Source organism: Streptomyces sp. NPDC027672, from assembly GCF_055566335.1.
The window spans coordinates 41,833-58,817 of record NZ_JBVHSO010000010.1; the positions used below are offsets into that span (position 1 = coordinate 41,833).

The following is a 16,985-nucleotide window of genomic DNA, read 5'->3' on the forward strand; positions in this document are numbered from 1 at the left end:
CTCCCAGACAGACACCTCTTCAGCCTGGAGGGCACGCGCTGAGAGGACGCTGAGAGGCGGCGGAGCCCGCACGGCCGGCCGACAGCGCCACCACCGGGCCGGACGGGGCGTACGCCTGACTGCTGCGTCTCGCCCGCACCGACGGCACGCCCCGTCCACCCGTACCCGACCGGTCCGTGCCGGGGCTCTCGCGCATGACGGCAGACAGCCGGAGTTCGCCGACGGCCTGGAGGCGGGTGACATACACGACCTGGGGGACGCCCTGGCCAAGGCCGGAGCACGGGCGGCGGCATAGGCATCGGTCCGGCTCTGGCACGTGACCCCGGCGGAGCCGGCGTCGGCCCGGTGAGGGCTGCTCAGTGGGTGGTTTCGCCCTGGGCGACTTCGATGTCCTGGTGGACGTGGAGCGCGCCGGTCGCGGCGGTGGTGCAGGACAGCAGCGCGCAGGCGGCCAGCAGGGCTGCGATCCACGGCATGGCGCGAGGGGCGCGCGGAGCGGGCTGGAGGAGGGCGGCCACGCGGCGCGGTACGGGGCCGGTGGTGGCTGCGGGGGTCATCGCGGGCCGGGAGGTGTCCGCCGTGTGCGTGGCGAGGGCGGCGCGGGCGATGGCACGCGCGGTGAGGCGGCGGTCGCCGACGGCGGTCGCGGCGGCCTCGTCGGCGGCGCGCTCGGCGGCCAGCCGGATGGCCTCGCGGACCGGGCGCAGGGCGGGGTGGCAGTGGGCGGCCAGCTCGGCCGCCGCCAGGAAGTAGTGGTGGTGGCCCGCGTTGTGGGCGCGCTCGTGCGCGAAGAGCGCCTCGCGTTCGCGTGCGTCGAGGCTGCGCAGCATGGCGGTGGTGACGACGATGCGGTGCGGGCGACCGGGCAGGGCGTACGCGTCGGGGCGCGGGGAGTCGACGACGCACAGGTCGCCCGCGGCGGGCCGGCGGCCGGCCTCGGAGCGCGCGGTGCGCAGACCGGCGGTCTGCCGCAGCACCGTGCGGACGAGGGCGAGCGCGGCGAGGGTGAGCAGGCCGGCGGCGAGGGCGGCCAGCGGGAGGACCAGGCGTACGGAGGGCGTGGGCAGGGGGTGTACCAGCTCGCCCAGCGCGGCGAAGGCCGGGATCCTGAGCAGGCCGGTCAGGGCGAGGGTGCCGAGCGCCGCGACGGTGCCGGCCGCGAGCAGCAGCGCCGAGACGGTCAGGGTCCACAGTGCGGCCACGGGCGTGCAGCGGTCGAGGACCTTGTGGGCCGGTGCGGGCGCCGCCCAGGGCAGGAGCAGAGGGATCAGCAGCAGGACGATCCTCATGCGCCCTCCTCCAGCAGTCGGCGCAGGACCTCCTCGTCGTCCGGGCTGAGCCGGGCGACGAAGCGGGCCAGGACCGTCTCCCGGTCGCTGCCGCGGTCGAGTTCGCTGTGCATGCGCAGGGCGGTCAGGCCGTGCGGGTCCTCTACGGGCCGGTACGCGTAGCCGCGGCCCTGCCGCTCGCGTTCCAGCGTCCCCTTCTCGTACAGGCGGGTCAGGATGGTCGTGACGGTGGTCCGGGCCAGGCCGGAGGCGAGTTCGGACTGCACCTGGGCGGGGGTCAGTGGCGTGCCGGCCGCCCACAGCGCGGCCATCACGGCGGCCTCCAGCTCGCCCGCCAGCCGGCGTTCGTCCTTTTCGGCACTCATGGGCACGGTCCTCACTCCGCGATCGTCTACACTGCCGTAGACGGTCTACAGGATTGTAGACGATCGGGTGCCGTACCGTCCGGCGGCCCGCACGGAAAGGACTCATGCCGATGACCACACCCGTGGTTCTATCGTCGCAGCTCTCGGTGAACCCGCTGGACGCGCAGTCGCTGCTGGCGGCCTTCGGTGTGCTGGGCGTCGGCGTGGTGATGTTCGCCGAGACCGGCCTGCTGATCGGATTCTTCCTGCCGGGCGACTCGCTGCTGTTCACGGCGGGCCTGCTGTGCACGGGCACGGGGCAGCACGGCGTACATCTGTCGCTGGGACCGCTGCTGGCCGCCGCCGCGTTCGGCGCGCTGGCCGGCGCGCAGTGCGGCTATCTCATCGGGCGCCGCGCGGGCGGCGCCCTGCTGGCCCGCAGCCGCTCGGCGCGCCTGCGCGAGGGGGCCGGGCGGGCCGAGGAGCTGCTCGCGCGCTACGGGCACGCGAAGGCGATCGTGCTGGCCCGATTCGTGCCGGTGGTGCGGACCGTGCTCAATCCGCTCGCGGGTGCGCTGGGCGTGCCGGCCCGGGTGTTCACCGTGTGGCAGGCGGCCGGCGGGCTCGTGTGGAGCCTCGGCCTGACCCTGGCGGGCTACGCGCTGGGCTCCTCGATCCCGAACGTGGACCGCTATCTGCTGCCGTTGGTCGCACTGATCGTGGTGCTGTCGCTGATCCCGCTCGCCCTGGAGCTGTACCGCGGCCGGCGGCGCGCCAAGGCCGGGGAGGTGCGCGGATGATGCTCGCGTTCGGCGGAGCGTCGGTCGACGGTTCCGCGTACCGGGAGGTGGTGGGCCTCGCGGGGCGCTCGCCGGGCTGGCTGGACACCACGATCGGCTGGTGGTCGGCGTACGGTCTGGCGGTGTTCGCCCTGTTCATGGTCCTGGCGTGGTGGCGGGCGCGGCGGACGGGAGCCGGACTCGCGTTGACGGCGCTGGCCGTGCCGGTGGTCGTGGTCCTCGCGTACGGCGTCAACGATGTCCTGAAGCTGCTCGTCCGTGAGGACCGGCCCTGCCGGAACCTGCCGATACGCACCCTGGAGGCGTGTCCGGCGCACGGGGACTGGTCGTTCCCGAGCAACCATGCGGCGATCGCTGCGGCGGCCGCCGTGGCGCTGCTGTTCCTGTCGCGGTGGCTGGGCGGGATCGCCTGCGGGGCGGCGGTCGCGATGGCGGCCTCCCGGGTCTGGGTCGGCGTGCACTATCCGCACGACGTGGCGGCCGGGACGGTGGTGGGCGCGGGCGTCGCGCTCGTGACCATGGCCGTGGTGCGCGGCCGGTCCGAGGTGCTGGCCGGACGGCTCGCGTCGGCCGCGCCCCTGCGTGCGCTGCTGTCGGCCTCATGAACCGAAGGGACGTCGCCGAGGTGGCGGGCAGCGTCGGCCTCGGCGCGTGGGCGGCCTTCACCGTGCTGGCGCTGGTCGTCACCGGCCGGGCCGGCGCACCGCTGTGGCTGGACGACAGGTTCCTCATGGAGTCGGTCGGCCACCGCCCGGAGGAGGCCGTGGCACTGGCTCGGGGGGTGACCGCCACCGGCACCGGCACCGTCCCGTACCTCTTCGCGGTGCTGGCGGGAGCGGTCGCGGGACGCACGGCACGGACCCGGTTGCTCGCCTCCGCCCTCGCCCTCGCCTGTCTCGCCACGGGTCAGCTCCTGCGCTACGGCGTGATGGAGGCGGTCCGGCGGCCGCGGCCGCCGCGGGGCGACTGGACGGCACACGCGGGCGGCTGGGCGTTCCCCTCCGGCCACACCACCACGGCCGCCCTGGCCGCCGGCCTGCTGATCATCGCGCTCACCCTGCGCGCCCCCCGAGGGGCGACAGCCCTGCGGACAGCGGTGTGCGGCTGGGGCCTGCTGGTCGGGCTCACCCGGGTCTATCTGGGAGTGCACTGGTTCACGGACGTCATCGGCGGCTGGCTGTTCGCCGCCGGCTGGCTCGGGGTGTGCCTGTGCGCAGCCGCCCACTGGCTGCCCGCCTCCCTGCTCACCGACATGATCACCCCGACTCCGAGACCGGCAGAGGGCCATGCGACAGAAGATCCTGGTCGTCGAGGACGATCACGCCCTGCGTGACGCGCTGCGCCGCGGCCTGTACGAGGAGGATTTCGACCCGGTCCCGGCCGCCGACGGCGCCACCGCCCTGCGCCTCGCCACGGACGACGTCGCGGCGGCCGTCCTGGACGTCGGCCTGCCCGACGCCGACGGCCGGGACGTGTGCCAGGCGATGCGCGCCCACGGCTTCCTCGCCCCCGTGATCTTCCTGACCGCACGCCACCAGCTCACCGACCGCCTGTCCGGCTTCTCCGCCGGGGGCGACGACTACCTGCCCAAGCCCTTCCACCTGGCCGAACTCGCCGCCCGGCTGCGAGCAGCCCTCAGGCGGGCGGCCACCACGGCACCGGCCACGACCGGCGACCTGGTCCTGGACGCGGTGAACCACACCGTCACCGTGCTCGGCGCCCAGGCCGTCGCCCTGTCCCCCACCGAGTTCCGGCTGCTGGCCACGCTGGCCGCCGCGAACGGGAGCCTCGTACGCCGCCGCGCCCTGGTGGGGGCCGGCTGGCCCGAGGGCGCGCAGGTCAGCGACAACACCCTGGACCAGTACCTGAGCCGGCTGCGCCGCAAGTTGCGGGAGGCGGGCAGCGGCCTGACGATCGGTACGGCGCGCGGGATCGGACACCGCCTGTCGTGAAGCGTGTCCGGCCGGTCCTGCGGCGCCTCGCCCCGCGCACCCTGCGCGGCCGCCTCTCCCTGGTGGCGCTGACCACCGCGGCCCTGCTCATGACGGTCCTGACCATCGTGTTCAACGCCGTGACGGACCGGCACCTGCGGCACCAGGCGGACGACGAACTACGCGACCGGGCGGCCGCGGTCGCCACGACCGTCGACACCACCGGGCCCCGGGTGCGCGTCCTGGAAACCGTCAACGACCGCCTCCTCGACGCCAACGTGTGGATCTACGCCGGAACCCGTCTACTGGAGAAGCCGCCGTCCGCCACGGCCGGTGACCTGCCGGCCCGAGCCGCCGACCGGCTCGCCGCCCGGCCGAGGGACCTCTGCGCGACCGTTCAGGCACCCGCTCACCGGCCCGTCCGGCTGTGCGCCCGGCGCGTCCCCGGCCGCCGCGCCACCGCCACCGTCGTCACCGCCCTGGACCTGACTCCGTACCGCAGCTCGGCTGACACCCTGCTGGTGGGATCACTCGTCCTGGACGCCGTCATGCTCGGCTGCACCTACGTACTCACCCGTCTGGCCGTCGGCCGGGCACTGCGCCCGGTGCGGACGATGACCGACCAGGCCACCCAATGGAGCGCAGTGGGCTCCGACGAGCGCTTCGGCACGGAGGACCACCCGGCCGAACTCGCCCGCCTCGGTGCCTCCCTGGACGCACTTCTGGACCGCATACGCACCGTCCTGCGCCACGAACAGCAGCTCACGGGAGAGCTGTCCCACGAACTGCGCACGCCGCTCACCCGGATCGTCATGGAACTCGACTGGTGGCGGGCCCGCCCCCGCACGGACGCCGAGACCCGCGCCGCCCAAGAGGTGATCGCCGAGGCCGCCCAGTCCATGCGCGTCATCTGCGACACGCTCCTGAACGACGCCCGCGAGAACGCGCTGAACCCGGCCACGGTCCCCGGGACAACCGACGTCCTCCCGGTGCTGGACCGCCTGCTCCAGCACCTCGACCTCCCTGACCGGGTGAAGACCGAGGTGGAGGCGGAGGCACCGGTGCTGGAGGCGGTCGTCGCCCCCGCCCCCCTCGCACGCATCCTCAGCCCCCTGCTCACCAACGCCGTCCGCTACGCCCGCTCCCGGGTGACCGTGTCGGCGCGGCGCGTGCCCGGCGCCGTGCGGATCGACGTCGTCGATGACGGCCCCGGTGTGCCGGAGACGTTCGCGGACGACCTGTTCCAGCCCGGCCGGCGAGCCGATCCCGGTGACGGACACGACGGCGCGGGCCTGGGGCTGCCGCTCGCGCGCCGTCTGGCTCGCGCCGTCGGCGGTGAGGTGTCCTACGACGCCCTGCACACGCCGGGGGCCAGGTTCACGATCACTCTGCCCGCCGGGTGACCGGTGCCTGTCCCTCCCGCACCGACCGGCGTTCCCGCACATGGGCGTAGGCCATCAGTCCGAACAGGACGGCGAGGAGTACGGCGGACGAGCCCGCGGTACCCAGGTCCAGGCCGCCCTTGGCGACGGGCTTGGTGAGGAAGTCGCCGGCGGTGGCGCCCAGCGGGCGGGTGAGGACGAAGGCGATCCAGAACAGCAGCACGTTCGGCACCACGGGTACCTTCATCAGCACCACCAGCACGGCCAGCACCCCGGTCACGAGCAAAGCGCCGCCCAGGTAGCCGAGGCCGGAGCTGTCGGAGAGGAAGTCGCCCATCGAGGTGCCGAGGGTGTTCGAGACGAGGATCGCCGCCCAGAACAACGCCTCCCCCCGGAAAGTGACGATGTCGCGGATCCGGAACGTCATCCCGCTCAGCTTCCAGGCGAGGAAGATCGCCATGAGGATCGAGATCAGGATCGCCGCGCCCGCCGGATAGCCGAGGCCCAGGCCCTGCGGGCCCCAGCCCAGCTTCGTCGCGCCGTTCGCAAGGTACTTGGCGCTGGCGTCCCGGTTCATGAAGTCGGACATGGTGGTGCCGGCCATGGAGGTCGACAGGATCACGGTCCAGTAGAAGAACGGGTTGTAGTGGCGGGAGCGCAACTGGACCACCAGCGTCACCAGGAAGACCAGGAACAGCGCGACCGTGGTCAGGAAGTAGCCCAGTTTCAGGGTCTGCGCGAAGAGGTCGCCCGCCGTCTCGCCCAGGGTGGTGGCGGCGATCTTCATGATCCAGAACGCCAGCGTGGCCTCGGGCAGCTTCTTCATCACCGACTTGGCCGTCCTCGACGCGGCCGCCACGTCGAGGTCGGTGAGGGCCTCCGGTTTCTCCATTCGGCGTCTCCTGTGCGGTCGAACGACAGGGCGCTCCACCCGCGTGCCGGATCGAGCGCCCTGTCGCATGGGCCGGCCGCCGACAGCGGCCTGGATCTCCGACCGTCGCACAGGATGCCTGAACACTTCCTGAACACCCGCCGTGTGCCAGGTCAGGCCGCGCGTCGGGCAGCAGGGTCAGGCCCGGCGACGTCCTTGCGCGTCACACTCAGACAGACGACCAGGCCGAGAATGACGGCCAGGAACAGCGCGCTGGTCACCACCGTGCCCAGACCCAGGCCACCGTCACCGGTGGACTGGGAGAGGTAGTCGCCGATGGAGGCGCCGGAGGGGGCGGGTGCTGCACCACCAGCACCGCGGCCAGCAGCGCGCTCATCAGCACCGACACACCGGTCAGACCCAGGCCGGCCTTCACCTGACGATCCCACTGCTGGTCATCCCCGGCGTCGCGTTCCTGCTCCGCCTGACCCCCGACACCGACGGCGGCAGCGGCCTGGTGACGGCGATGATCCTCATCACGGCGATGCCCGTCGCCGCCGGAGCCACCGTGTGGACCGGCAAGGGGGAGGGCGACCAGCCCACCATGGTGGGTCTCGTCCTCGCCTCCACCTTCCTCAGCCCGCTCACCATTCCCCTGGTCATCGGCAGCCTGCTGCCGCTGCTCAGCGACGCTTACGCGGGCATGCTCGCCAGGGCCGCGCACACCGCCCACGGCGGATTCGCCCTGATCGGCGTGGTCCTGCCCTGCGCGGCCGGCACACTGTGCCGTCTGGCACTGTCCGAGCCGTGGCCGAGCCGGGTGCTCGGCATCATCGAGCCGGCCGCCCTGGTCGGCTCGCTCGTCCTTACCCACGTCAACGCCTGCGGCGCCCTCGGCTGTCGAGCTGATCCGTGGGCCGGCTTGCGCGGCTAAGTGGTTCCTCCCTGAGAGTCGGCGCAACCAGAGGAGCACACCACCCACAGGGGTTACGTCATGCGTATCGATGAAGGGCAGGATCCGGGTACGGACGGGGAAGCGCCGTGCAAAGTGGTGCCGAGGTCGCCACCCCTCCCCCGGGGGCGGTCCCGGGGAAACAGGCGGGCAGCGACCTGGAGTCCCCTACCGCTTGTGGCCGTTGCCGTGGCCGTTCGGGTGCAGGACCACCTTGGTCCAGCCCTCGTCACGGGCGTCGAAGTGCTCGTAGCCGGTGGGGGCCTCGTCCAGGCTGAGTTCGTGGGAGACGACGAAGCTGGGCTTCGCCTTCTCGCCGGCGATCAGGTCCCGCAGCGCCCGGTTGTACTTCTTCACCGGCGCCTGCCCGGTCCCCATGTGCTGGCCCTTGAACCACATCATGCCGAAGTCGATCGGGACCTTGCCATGCGCCTCCATCTCCCCCTGGGCCTCGGCACCGCCGGGGTCCTCGGGCAGGAACACGCCCACCACGCCGATGTCGCCCGTGAACCTGACCGAGTCGATCAGTCCGTTGAGCGTGAGGCTGGCGTCCTCGTGGCCCTGGGGGTCGTGTGCCTGGTAGCCGACGCATTCACAGCCGTTGTCGGCGCCCAGACCGAGGGTGGCCTCCTTGACGACCTCCGCCGGATTCTGCTCGGCGGTGTTGATCGGGATGGCCCCGATCTCCTCCGCCTTGCGCAGCCGGTCGGGCTGGTGGTCGGCCGTCCACACGCGGCCGGCGCCCTTGAGGAGGGCGGAGTAGGTCGCCATCAGCCCGACGGGACCGGCCCCGAAGACGATGGTCTGGTCGCCCGGCTTGACGTGGGCCATCTCGGTGGCGTGATAGCCGGTGGGGAAGATGTCGGCGAGCATCACGTAGTCGCTCTGCCGCTCGGCGGCGTCCTCGCCCAGACGCAGCGCGTTGAAGTCGCCGTAGGGCACGCGCAGCAGTTCCGCCTGGCCGCCCTGGTAGGGGCCCATGTCGGCGAACCCGTAGGCGGCTCCCGCGAGGGCCGGTTCCGGCTGCATGGTCAGGCAGTAGTTGGTCAGACCCCGCTCGCACTGTTTGCAGAAGCCGCAGGCGATGTTGAAGGGCATGACCACGTACTCGCCGACCTGGACCTTGCGGACGGCCGAGCCGACCTCCACGACCTGGCCCATGTTCTCGTGCCCCAGGGTGCGGCCGGCCTCGAAGGAAGTGCGGCCCTCGTACATGTGCAGGTCGGAACCGCAGATGTTGGTGGCGGTGATCTTGACGATGATGTCGCAGGGGTGCTCGATCTTCGCGTCCGGTACGTCCTTCACCGTGACCGTTCGCGGGCCTTCATAGACTGCTGCTTTCATGATGGCTTCCCTTGGCGCCGCAGCGTGGCCGCAGCGCAGCGATGGTGGAAACGGTGCAAGAAGTCCGAGGCCCGTGAGCTTGCTGCGGCGGGGACCTGCGCTCCGGCACGCCTCTGGAGACCGTTCGCCCGATGCGGTAGAACGGCACCGCCGCCGGCCGCCAGGCGGGAGCTTGCACGCACCGGCGTCGTACCGTCCGGGTCCCCGCCGCCCCCGGCGCGAAACAACCGCACACCGACCGATCAGCAGAGATCTCCGGGGCCGGACGACCAGCGGCCGGCGACGCCTGTCCGACTCAGGTCACCCGTCAGTCGCCGTCGTCGTCCCGCAGCATCCGGCGACGTTCCTGTTCGCGCTTGGAGTAGGCGGCTGCCCGGATCGCCTCGTCGCTCTCCAAGCCTGATCCGAGCGCGCCGCCCACCGTGGCGATCGAAGCGACGAACCAGGACAGCGTCCAGTAGTCCGTGGCGCGCAGCGGGGTCCGGGTCATGGAGGCGAACACCTGGTCGTTGAGGATGAAGAGCGCCCACACCCAGTTGACGACCAGCAAACCGACGTAGCAGACGAGGACCCCGATGCCCACGGTCACGACCGTGGACGCGTTGTAGAGAGCCGTCCTCTTCCTCGCCTCCGGTGAACCCTGTGCTGATCGATGCCACAGGTGCGCGTCCACGATCAGCCAGCCGATCATGAGCGCGACGGACCCGACCATGGCGGTCAGGAGGCGCGGCGTACTCAGGGAGGCGGACAGGCTCCAGAGGGTGGAGTTCACGGTGGCGACCGCTCCCGTGGCGAGTGCGGCCGCCAGGGCTTTGGACAGACCCGGCACCAACCGCCACGGCCGATTGGCACGGACCATACCGACGAGCATCCTCAGATAGCCACGCGGCCCGCTGAGGACGTACCGGAGGTCAGCGGCCTCCTCCTCGTCGACCGGGCCCGGGTGAACAGGCGCGAGGCGACTGACGAAACGCCCCAGCGGCTGGCGCCGCGGAGGTTCCCCAGCCCCGGTGGCTCGCGGACCCGCCAGGCTGAGCACGGCCTCTTCCACCGCCCGCAGGGCCCTTCTCTCAGCACGCAGGCCACCCAGCGACGGAAGGGACAGCAGCGCCAAACCGTGTTCGTGACTCAGATCCAGCACCAGTTTGCGCCCGTGTGAGTGCAGCGGAAGGTCGGTGAGGGCCACGACGATGTCCCAGTGCTCCGCACGCCCGCGGTCCATGATCCGGCGCGTCACCGTGGTCAGGTCCTCGGTCCCCGAGGTGAAGGGCTCGCTGACCACCTCCACGTCGAACCGTCGCCCCCGACCTGCCCTGTCGGCGAGCCGGGCAGGGAGTACCCGGGCCATGCGGTGCGCGATCTCGGTCGGCGCGTCCGGATCGGCGAGGAGAGCCACGACCGTGACTCCCTGCGACGACACCCGCATGACCGGACCCTTCTCGTCGGCTGTCCCGGCGATCACCAGTGCCCACAGGATGCGCCCGAGACAACGCCGGTGCCCTGTGACACGCTGGCCCCGCGTCGGCAGGCGCACAGGGTCAGAGCACATCCCCGCAGCGCGTCCCACGTGGAGGTTCGCTGGTGTGTGCCGGGTGGTCAGTCCAGGGCGGGGCCTGTGCGGCGTGCGGTGTGTGCCGGCCGCCCGACTGCGGCGTACCAGACCAGGACCGCGCATATGAAGGCCGTCGCCGCGGAGACCAGTGACCTGGTGAGGGTGTCGTTCCGTGCGCCGGACACGAGGGCGACGGCCAGTGCCAGCGTCAGGGTGATGACGGGCAGCGCACGGGGGCTCCGCGTGGCGCGTGGCGCGGCGGCCGGCGGCAGCAGCCAGGTCGCGAGGCCGTAACAGACACAGGCCAACAGGGTGGCTCCCAGCACTTCGCTGGGCCGGTGGCCGCCCATGGTCGCGCTGGCGGCGGCGATGCAGGCGAGCCACAGCACACCGGCCGTGGCGACGTAGGGGCGGATGCGGGGGGAAACGACGAGGACGGCAGCGAGGGTCAGCGCGGCGGGGATGGCCGTGTGCCCGCTGGGGAACCCCTGATCAAGGAGATTCTCCGGCGCGCCCACCAGATCGGGGCGGGGCAGGATGGTCGATTTGAGCACCTCCTTGCCTCCGGTCGTCAGAATGACGACCCCGAGCGCCGCGCACCCCTGCCGCCAGCACCGCCGCGCCAGGGTGAGGACCACGATGACGGCCAGCCCCACCATCAGGGTGGGCTTGGCGCTCAGTTCCATCGGCGGCAGGGGCGTCGAGCCGTAGGCCGCTCCCGACAGGGGGTAGAACCATGCTTCTTCGCCGCCCTGTTTGCCGAGATCGAACAGGGCGTTCTCCGCTCGTTGCCCCCACGGGGTGCAGATGGCGAGCAGGTAGACCGTCAGGAACCCCAGGGTGTAAAGGAGGGCCGGCATCCACGGCCGTGCCGTACGCGACGGGCTGGAGTCGTCGGGGGCCTCGGGGGCCTCGGGGGCCTGCCTTGAGGGCCCCGGACGGTCCGCGGGCAGGGGCTGGGAATCGTGCTGAGTCATCGCTCGGTTTCTTCCGTCGGAGGGAGTTCGGTCACGCACGTCTTCCGGCACGACGTGGGCCGCCGGGCTCGGCCGGCCCGCCGGAGGTCCGCTCCTATTCGGCGAGTGCCCGCCTCTGTCGGCGCTGGGCGGCGATCGCCAGGGCGGGGAGGGGTGCGATCAGCAGGATGAGGACGACCAGGTCCGGGAAGGACTGCATGAACGCGTCCGGCCGGACGACGATCGCCTGCGTGCGGACGATCGCGAACGCCGCGACGGGGATCAGCCACCGGTGGTCGCCGGTGGCGGCCGTCGCCACCCACGCGGCGATCAGCGCGGCGACTTCCAGGACGAACAGACCGCGCTGGAAAGCCGGACTGACGGAGATGACGTGCAGGCCCCCGGCCACGAACATGGCGAGTACGACGGGGGCCAGCCAGCGGTACGAACGGCGTCGCAGACGGCTGGGACGGCAGAGCGCCAGCACGGCGCATGCCGCGCACAGTGCCCCCGACAGCACCAGGTCACGGGCCGTTATCGGGGCGCCGAGACCGTAGTAGCCCAGGCCCGCCTTGCCCTCGTCGCCGAAGAGGGTGCGGCCGTGGGACGTGGCGCCGGCCCACATCATGGCTGCCGCGGCCGGCAGCGCGATCCACGGCCTGCCGCGCAGCAGGGCGATCAGGCAGCCCAGCGGGAGCAGCCCGTAGGGCAGCAGCCGTATCCGCGTGGGACCTTCGGCCCACGGGTACCAGCCGGAGAAGCGGAAGGCGATGGCGTGCTGTCCGGGGTCGATGTGCAGTGCCCAGTGCCACACATCCTGCAAGTACGGAACCAGCGCCAGCGCGGCGAGGGCCAGGGCGGCCAGATGGATGCCGTCCAGCCACCACGGCCGGGCCGTGTCGTCGGCGACGGCACGGGCGCGGGCCTGCACCCCGGCGCGCACCAGGGCGGCGACTTCCCGCGGCGGGGGCCAGGAGCGGCCGGGATACGCCTCGGACAGGCAGGCCAGCACCTCCTCTCCCTGCCGGGAGCGGTAGGGCTCGGGATAGGCCGCGAGCAGCAGACGATTCATGCCGGGGCTGCTCCGGCGTCCCGCGAGTGTCCGATGACGACGGCCGCCGCCTGCTGCATCCGCAGCGCCTCCCGGCCGAGCGCCTCGGTGCCGTCCTCGGTGAGCCGGTAGTAGCGCCGCGCCCGCCCGTCCACGATCTCCTCATGGCCGGCGGCCACCAGCCCGGCCCGCTCCATCCGCTCCAACGCGCCGTAGAGAGTGCCGACAGCGATCCGGAGCCTCCCGTCGGTGGCCTGCTCGGCAGCCTTGATGATGCCGTAACCGTGCAACGGACCATCCATGAGTGCAGCGAGGATGAAGTACTGCGGTTCCGTCAGGGGCGGATTCTGTCTGGTCATGCACCGAGCATATATCGAGCTACGAAATATATCTGCCGGCCGGGTGATCACCGGAAGCACCTCCACGCCCGCGGCGAGCGCCACCCCCTCTTCCGCATCGACGAGTTGTCATCCGCCGGTGGCGAAGCCGGGGAAGAGGGTCATGCCGCCGTCCACGTAGAGGGTGGTTCCCACCACGTAGTCCATGAGGTCCGAGGAGAGACCGACGACGGCGTTGGCGATGTCCTCGGGGTCGCCGATGCGCCTGTAGGGGATCAGCCGCAGCAGGTCTGCGCGGGCCTCGGGCGTCTCCCAGGCGCTGCGGTTGATCGGTGTCCTGATGGCTCCCGGGGCCACCGCGTTCACGCGGATCTTCTGCGGTGCCAGTTCCTGCGCCAAGGTCTCCATCATCATCTGCAGGCCCCCCTTGGAGGTGGCGTAGTTCGCGTGTCCCGCCCAGGGGATGAGCTGGTGCACGGAGCTCATGCAGATGATCTTCCCTGCGGCGCTGGAGACCTCCGGCACGACCCCGCGCCGCAGGAATTCCTTCGTCGCTTCCCGGGCGCACAGGAACTGACCTGTGAGGTTGACGTCCAGTACCTTCTGCCACTGGGCGAGCGTCATCTCCGTGAAGGGGGCGTCGCGCTGGAGCCCGGCGTTGGCGACCAGGATGTCGATCGTGCCGAAGTCCTGGATCATCCGGTCCAGCATGGCGACGACCTGGTCCTCGTCGGAGACGTCCGCCTCGTAGACGGCAGCGCGGCCGCCGAAGGAGGTGATCTCTTCGGCCACTTTTTCGGCGTCCTCGCGTCCGGCCACGTAGTTCACGACGACGTCGGCGCCGGCCCGGCCGAGGGCGATGGCTGTCGCCTTGCCGATTCCGGAGTTGGCGCCGGTGACCAGTGCCTTCTGGCCCTTGAGGATGTGGGCGGGTATCACGTCCCGGGGACGTGCGTCTTCGGAGGTTGGGTTCACGGTGGTCTGCCTCCTTGCTCGGTGTCCCCCGGGCCTCCGGGACCGGGTACCGCGTCGTCCGCGTCGAGGGAACCGGCGCCGGCGGGTCCGGTCTCCCGTGCCGTCAGCCGCTCTGCTCGACGTGCAGATGGATCGGCCCGCGCAGAATGGGACTCGGCCGGTACGGCGGAGGGTCGGCGAGCAGCCGGGGCCCGTCGAGACGGCGTACCAGTTCCCGCAGCGCGATCTGGGTCTCCAGGCGGGCCAGCGGTCCCCCGAAGCACAGGTGGATGCCGCTGCCGAACCCCAGGTGCTGGTTGTCCTGCCGGTCGGGGTCGAAATGATCGGGACGGTCGAAGCGTTGTGGATCGCGGCTGCCCGAGGCGAGCATGAGCATGATCTGCGAGCCCTTGGGGATGACGGTGCCGCCGACCGGGATGTCGCTGTACGCCGCCCGCCACGGAATGATGTGAACGGGAGGCTCGTAACGCAGCAGCTCCTCGACCAGGGGGACGACCAGGTCCGGTTCGGCGCGCAGACGGTGCAGCACGTCGGGGTTGCGCAGCATGGTCAGCATGCCGTTGGTGATGAGGTTGACGGTGGTCTCGTGGCCGGCGATGAGCAGCAGGTTCGCGGTGCTGACGATTTCCTCGTCGGTCATGCGCCCGTCGGGCCCGTCGTCGTTGGCCAGCCGTGTCAGCAGATCCCCGCCCGGCCGGCCGTGGCGCTGCTCCAGAAGCCCGCCAAGGTACTGGCGCAGGTCCTTGGTGGCCCGCAGTCCGTTGTCCAGTTTCTCCTTCGGGTCGGTCTCCGGGTCGTAGTTGATCGAGCCGATGATGGCGTCCACCCATACGTGGAAGCGCGGTTCGTCCTCACGCGGTACGCCGAGCAGGTGGCAGATCACGGTGACGGGGAACGGGTAGGCGAAGTCGTCGACGATGTCGATCCGCTCTTTGTCCGAGAAGTCGTCGATCAGGCCGGTGACGGTGGCGGTCAGGTCGCCTTCCATGCCGGTGACCAGTCCCGGAGTGTGCGGTGGGCCGAAGTGACGCATGGCCAGGCGCCGCAGGCGGTCGTGTTCGGGCGGATCGAGGTTGAGGAACGCCGGCGCGGCGCGTTCCTCGGCGCCGGGCATCGGCCGTGACAGATTGCGGGTGTCGGAACTCAGGTGTGGATTGTGCAGTATGCCGGCCAGCTCGCGATAGGTGCTGATGACGTAACTGCCGTCCGCCTGCGGGGCCACCGGTGTCTTGCGCAGCTCCGCGTACAGCGGATACGGGTCGGCCCGGGAGGCGTAGTCGAGGATCCGGGGCAGGATGTCGGACGTCTCGGTCGCGGTCATCTCGCTTTCCTTCCTGCTTCCTCTCCTACCGGTGCTGCCGCATCGCCGTGACGCGCCGTTCGCCCGGGTCGTGGCCGGTGACGACCACCGTGGCGCCCTGCGCGAGCAGAGTGGGGCCGGGGAAGTCGACGGGGACCGGTTCGGCGTCGACGGGCTGGTCGGGCGTGGGGCAGGGGGGCGGGAAGGGCGCGGCGGTCTCGATCAACTGCCGGTAGTGGTCCAGCCACTTCGCGTTGTCGAAGCTGACCGCCGCGGTCACACGGCCCTGGTACCCGTAGGCGGCGACGAAGCGCCGGTCGGCCACGGACCCCTGGGTCACGACGACTTGGTCGGCATAGGTCGGTACGCCGACGGACTTGATGTTGACACCGAACTGGATCGACCAGAACGCCGGGATGGACAGGTGCGGCCAGCGGTCCGCCTGGGCGCTGACCATGTTGTGCGCCGCGATCCCGGCCTGTTCCACCGCGTTGGCCCAGTGCTCCAGCGAGATGAACCGGTACTCGTAGACGGGGTTCGGGCAGCGTGCCACGTCACCGGCGACGAAGATGTCGTCGGTCACCAGGCCGTTGAGGTCGAAGGCACGGCACCCCGAGTCGCAGGCGACTCCCCACACGCCCACCGCCAGCCCCGAGTCGCGTAGCCACTCGGTGTTGCGGATGCCTCCGAGCGCCACCACCACGACGTCCGCGTCGACGGTGCTGCCGTCCTCGAAGTGGGCACGGCGGAACCGTCCCTGCGCGTCGCCCTCCAGCCGGGTGACTTTGACACCGCAGCGCAGGTCCACACCGTGGGCGCGCTGCATGTCCGCCGCGATGTCGCCGATCATGGCACCGAGCCCCCCGACCAGCGGGGCCGGCGCGAGTTCGGCGACGGTCACCGGAAGGTCGCGCTCCCGGCAGATGGAGGCGATCTCGGAGCCGGTGAAGCCCGCGCCGATGACCAGGACGCGGGAGGGGCCGGCGGCGAGCGCTCGCTGCAGGCCGTCGGCGTCCTCGCGGGTGCGGACCACGAACACGCCGTCCAGGGCCGCCTCGGCCTCGACGAACCAGGGCCGCGCTCGTACGCCGGTGGAGATCAGCATGCGGTCGAAGGGTATGCGGCGACCGTCGGCGAGATGCACGTGGTTGGTCGCCAGATCCAGTCCGTCGGCGGGCACGCCCAGCAGCCACTCCGCATCGATGTCACGGCGTCGCGGCAGCGCGGTGCCCCCGGCGGGCACCCATCCGGTGAGCACCTGCTTGGACAGCGGGGGACGGTCGTAGGGCTCGGCCGCCTCGTCACCGATCATGGTCAGCGTCCCGGTGAACCCTTCGTCGCGCAGGGCCTCCGCGGCCCGCAGTCCCGCCAGCGACGCTCCGACGATCACGACGCGGCCGTCGCGCTTGAACCTCTGCAGGGTGTCGGCACTGCTCATGACCGCGGCACCCCCGCCGACACGTCCGGCTCCTCCAACCGGTCCACCAGAATGGCCTGGAGCGGGCAGGCAGCCGCGGCGCGCAGCACCCGCTCCCGCTGGACGTCGTCGGGCTGCGGGTCGTACATCAGGGCTTCCTCGCCGTGCAGCCGGAAAGCGTCCGGAGCCAGGAACGCGCATTGCGCATATCCTTCGCAACGGGAAAGATCCACGACAACTCTCATCCTGACCGACCTCCGCCTGAACACTGGAGAACCGCAGGTTCCGCGGGCAGCACCGTCCGGCGCGCCACACCCGAGGGGCGAACAGGCGAATGCGGGAAGAAAACGGCGGAGCGTCGTCACCTCGCTCGCGGACAGAAGACAACCGCGCTCGTCAAAGGTCTCCGCAGGTGTTTCCGCTCTCCGGATGCAAGGGATCTGCTTTTGTCGCTCCGCGCCTGAGAACCTGACTTGACCCTCA

At 71.4% G+C, this 16,985-nt stretch carries 18 protein-coding genes and 1 pseudogene; 6 read left to right on the plus strand and 13 right to left on the minus strand.

Annotation, left to right across the window (positions count from 1 at the left end; genetic code table 11):
• Positions 1-356 precede the first annotated feature (356 nt).
• A complete protein-coding gene (locus ACZ4SV_RS23885) occupies positions 357-1,289 on the minus strand; it encodes a M48 family metalloprotease (RefSeq protein WP_365881696.1) in 933 nt (310 codons plus the stop codon).
• Positions 1,286-1,654 (minus strand): BlaI/MecI/CopY family transcriptional regulator, encoded by a 369-nt coding sequence (locus ACZ4SV_RS23890; protein WP_365881694.1) that lies wholly within the window; start codon positions 1,652-1,654, stop codon positions 1,286-1,288. The genes ACZ4SV_RS23885 and ACZ4SV_RS23890 overlap by 4 nt, the downstream gene beginning before the upstream one ends.
• Positions 1,655-1,764: 110 nt before the next feature.
• Between ACZ4SV_RS23890 and ACZ4SV_RS23895 the strand changes: the two genes are divergently transcribed.
• Genes ACZ4SV_RS23895 through ACZ4SV_RS23915 form a run of 5 tightly spaced genes read left to right on the plus strand, consistent with a single transcriptional unit; the run spans position 1,765 to position 5,767 of the window.
• On the plus strand, positions 1,765-2,433 hold the full coding sequence (locus tag ACZ4SV_RS23895) for a DedA family protein (protein WP_468006325.1): 669 nt from the start codon (positions 1,765-1,767) through the stop codon (positions 2,431-2,433).
• Complete coding sequence (locus ACZ4SV_RS23900; protein WP_468006326.1) at positions 2,430-3,038, plus strand: phosphatase PAP2 family protein; 609 nt, start codon at positions 2,430-2,432, stop codon at positions 3,036-3,038. Before ACZ4SV_RS23895 ends, ACZ4SV_RS23900 begins: the two co-directional genes overlap by 4 nt.
• Complete coding sequence (locus ACZ4SV_RS23905; RefSeq protein ID WP_468006327.1) at positions 3,035-3,766, plus strand: phosphatase PAP2 family protein; 732 nt, start codon at positions 3,035-3,037, stop codon at positions 3,764-3,766. Before ACZ4SV_RS23900 ends, ACZ4SV_RS23905 begins: the two co-directional genes overlap by 4 nt.
• On the plus strand, positions 3,720-4,385 hold the full coding sequence (locus ACZ4SV_RS23910; RefSeq protein WP_468006328.1) for a response regulator transcription factor: 666 nt from the start codon (positions 3,720-3,722) through the stop codon (positions 4,383-4,385). The genes ACZ4SV_RS23905 and ACZ4SV_RS23910 overlap by 47 nt, the downstream gene beginning before the upstream one ends.
• Positions 4,382-5,767 carry a sensor histidine kinase gene (locus ACZ4SV_RS23915; protein ID WP_468006329.1) on the plus strand — a complete coding sequence of 462 codons (1,386 nt, stop codon included), beginning with the start codon at positions 4,382-4,384 and terminating at the stop codon, positions 5,765-5,767. The genes ACZ4SV_RS23910 and ACZ4SV_RS23915 overlap by 4 nt, the downstream gene beginning before the upstream one ends.
• Here the strand turns inward: ACZ4SV_RS23915 and ACZ4SV_RS23920 are convergent.
• Both ACZ4SV_RS23920 and ACZ4SV_RS23925 read right to left on the minus strand, forming a co-directional pair.
• Complete coding sequence (locus tag ACZ4SV_RS23920) at positions 5,748-6,638, minus strand: COG4705 family protein (RefSeq protein WP_468006330.1); 891 nt, start codon at positions 6,636-6,638, stop codon at positions 5,748-5,750. The genes ACZ4SV_RS23915 and ACZ4SV_RS23920 overlap by 20 nt on opposite strands.
• A 152-nt stretch (positions 6,639-6,790) precedes the next feature.
• Positions 6,791-6,970 (minus strand): annotated as a pseudogene (locus tag ACZ4SV_RS23925) (hypothetical protein); the annotation flags it as partial.
• A gap of 5 nt (positions 6,971-6,975) precedes the next feature.
• Here ACZ4SV_RS23925 and ACZ4SV_RS23930 point away from each other — a divergent pair.
• Complete coding sequence (locus ACZ4SV_RS23930) at positions 6,976-7,551, plus strand: bile acid:sodium symporter family protein (protein WP_468006331.1); 576 nt, start codon at positions 6,976-6,978, stop codon at positions 7,549-7,551.
• 186 nt (positions 7,552-7,737) lie between these two features.
• On the opposite strand, the gene ACZ4SV_RS23935 is transcribed toward ACZ4SV_RS23930, so the two are convergent.
• From ACZ4SV_RS23935 to ACZ4SV_RS23975, 9 genes are all read right to left on the minus strand, one after another.
• A complete protein-coding gene (locus ACZ4SV_RS23935; RefSeq protein ID WP_468006332.1) occupies positions 7,738-8,913 on the minus strand; it encodes a glutathione-independent formaldehyde dehydrogenase in 1,176 nt (391 codons plus the stop codon).
• Between the two features lie 307 nt (positions 8,914-9,220).
• Positions 9,221-10,339 carry a hypothetical protein gene (locus ACZ4SV_RS23940; protein WP_468006618.1) on the minus strand — a complete coding sequence of 373 codons (1,119 nt, stop codon included), beginning with the start codon at positions 10,337-10,339 and terminating at the stop codon, positions 9,221-9,223.
• Positions 10,340-10,509: 170 nt separating this feature from the next.
• Positions 10,510-11,442: a phosphatase PAP2 family protein gene (locus ACZ4SV_RS23945; RefSeq protein WP_468006333.1), complete on the minus strand. Its 933-nt coding sequence runs from the start codon at positions 11,440-11,442 to the stop codon at positions 10,510-10,512.
• A 94-nt stretch (positions 11,443-11,536) separates the two neighbouring features.
• Complete coding sequence (locus ACZ4SV_RS23950; RefSeq protein ID WP_468006334.1) at positions 11,537-12,493, minus strand: hypothetical protein; 957 nt, start codon at positions 12,491-12,493, stop codon at positions 11,537-11,539.
• Positions 12,490-12,831 carry a PadR family transcriptional regulator gene (locus tag ACZ4SV_RS23955; protein ID WP_063731093.1) on the minus strand — a complete coding sequence of 114 codons (342 nt, stop codon included), beginning with the start codon at positions 12,829-12,831 and terminating at the stop codon, positions 12,490-12,492. The genes ACZ4SV_RS23950 and ACZ4SV_RS23955 overlap by 4 nt, the downstream gene beginning before the upstream one ends.
• Positions 12,832-12,939: 108 nt before the next feature.
• Positions 12,940-13,734: an SDR family oxidoreductase gene (locus tag ACZ4SV_RS23960; RefSeq protein ID WP_468006620.1), complete on the minus strand. Its 795-nt coding sequence runs from the start codon at positions 13,732-13,734 to the stop codon at positions 12,940-12,942.
• Between the two features lie 154 nt (positions 13,735-13,888).
• The gene (locus ACZ4SV_RS23965; protein ID WP_468006335.1) at positions 13,889-15,106 is read right to left on the minus strand and encodes a cytochrome P450; all 1,218 of its coding nucleotides are present in this window, start codon (positions 15,104-15,106) and stop codon (positions 13,889-13,891) included.
• 25 nt (positions 15,107-15,131) lie between these two features.
• Positions 15,132-16,523 (minus strand): NAD(P)/FAD-dependent oxidoreductase, encoded by a 1,392-nt coding sequence (locus ACZ4SV_RS23970; RefSeq protein WP_468006336.1) that lies wholly within the window; start codon positions 16,521-16,523, stop codon positions 15,132-15,134.
• The gene (locus tag ACZ4SV_RS23975; protein WP_397968546.1) at positions 16,520-16,747 is read right to left on the minus strand and encodes a ferredoxin; all 228 of its coding nucleotides are present in this window, start codon (positions 16,745-16,747) and stop codon (positions 16,520-16,522) included. The genes ACZ4SV_RS23970 and ACZ4SV_RS23975 overlap by 4 nt, the downstream gene beginning before the upstream one ends.
• Between the last annotated feature and the right edge of the window lie 238 nt (positions 16,748-16,985).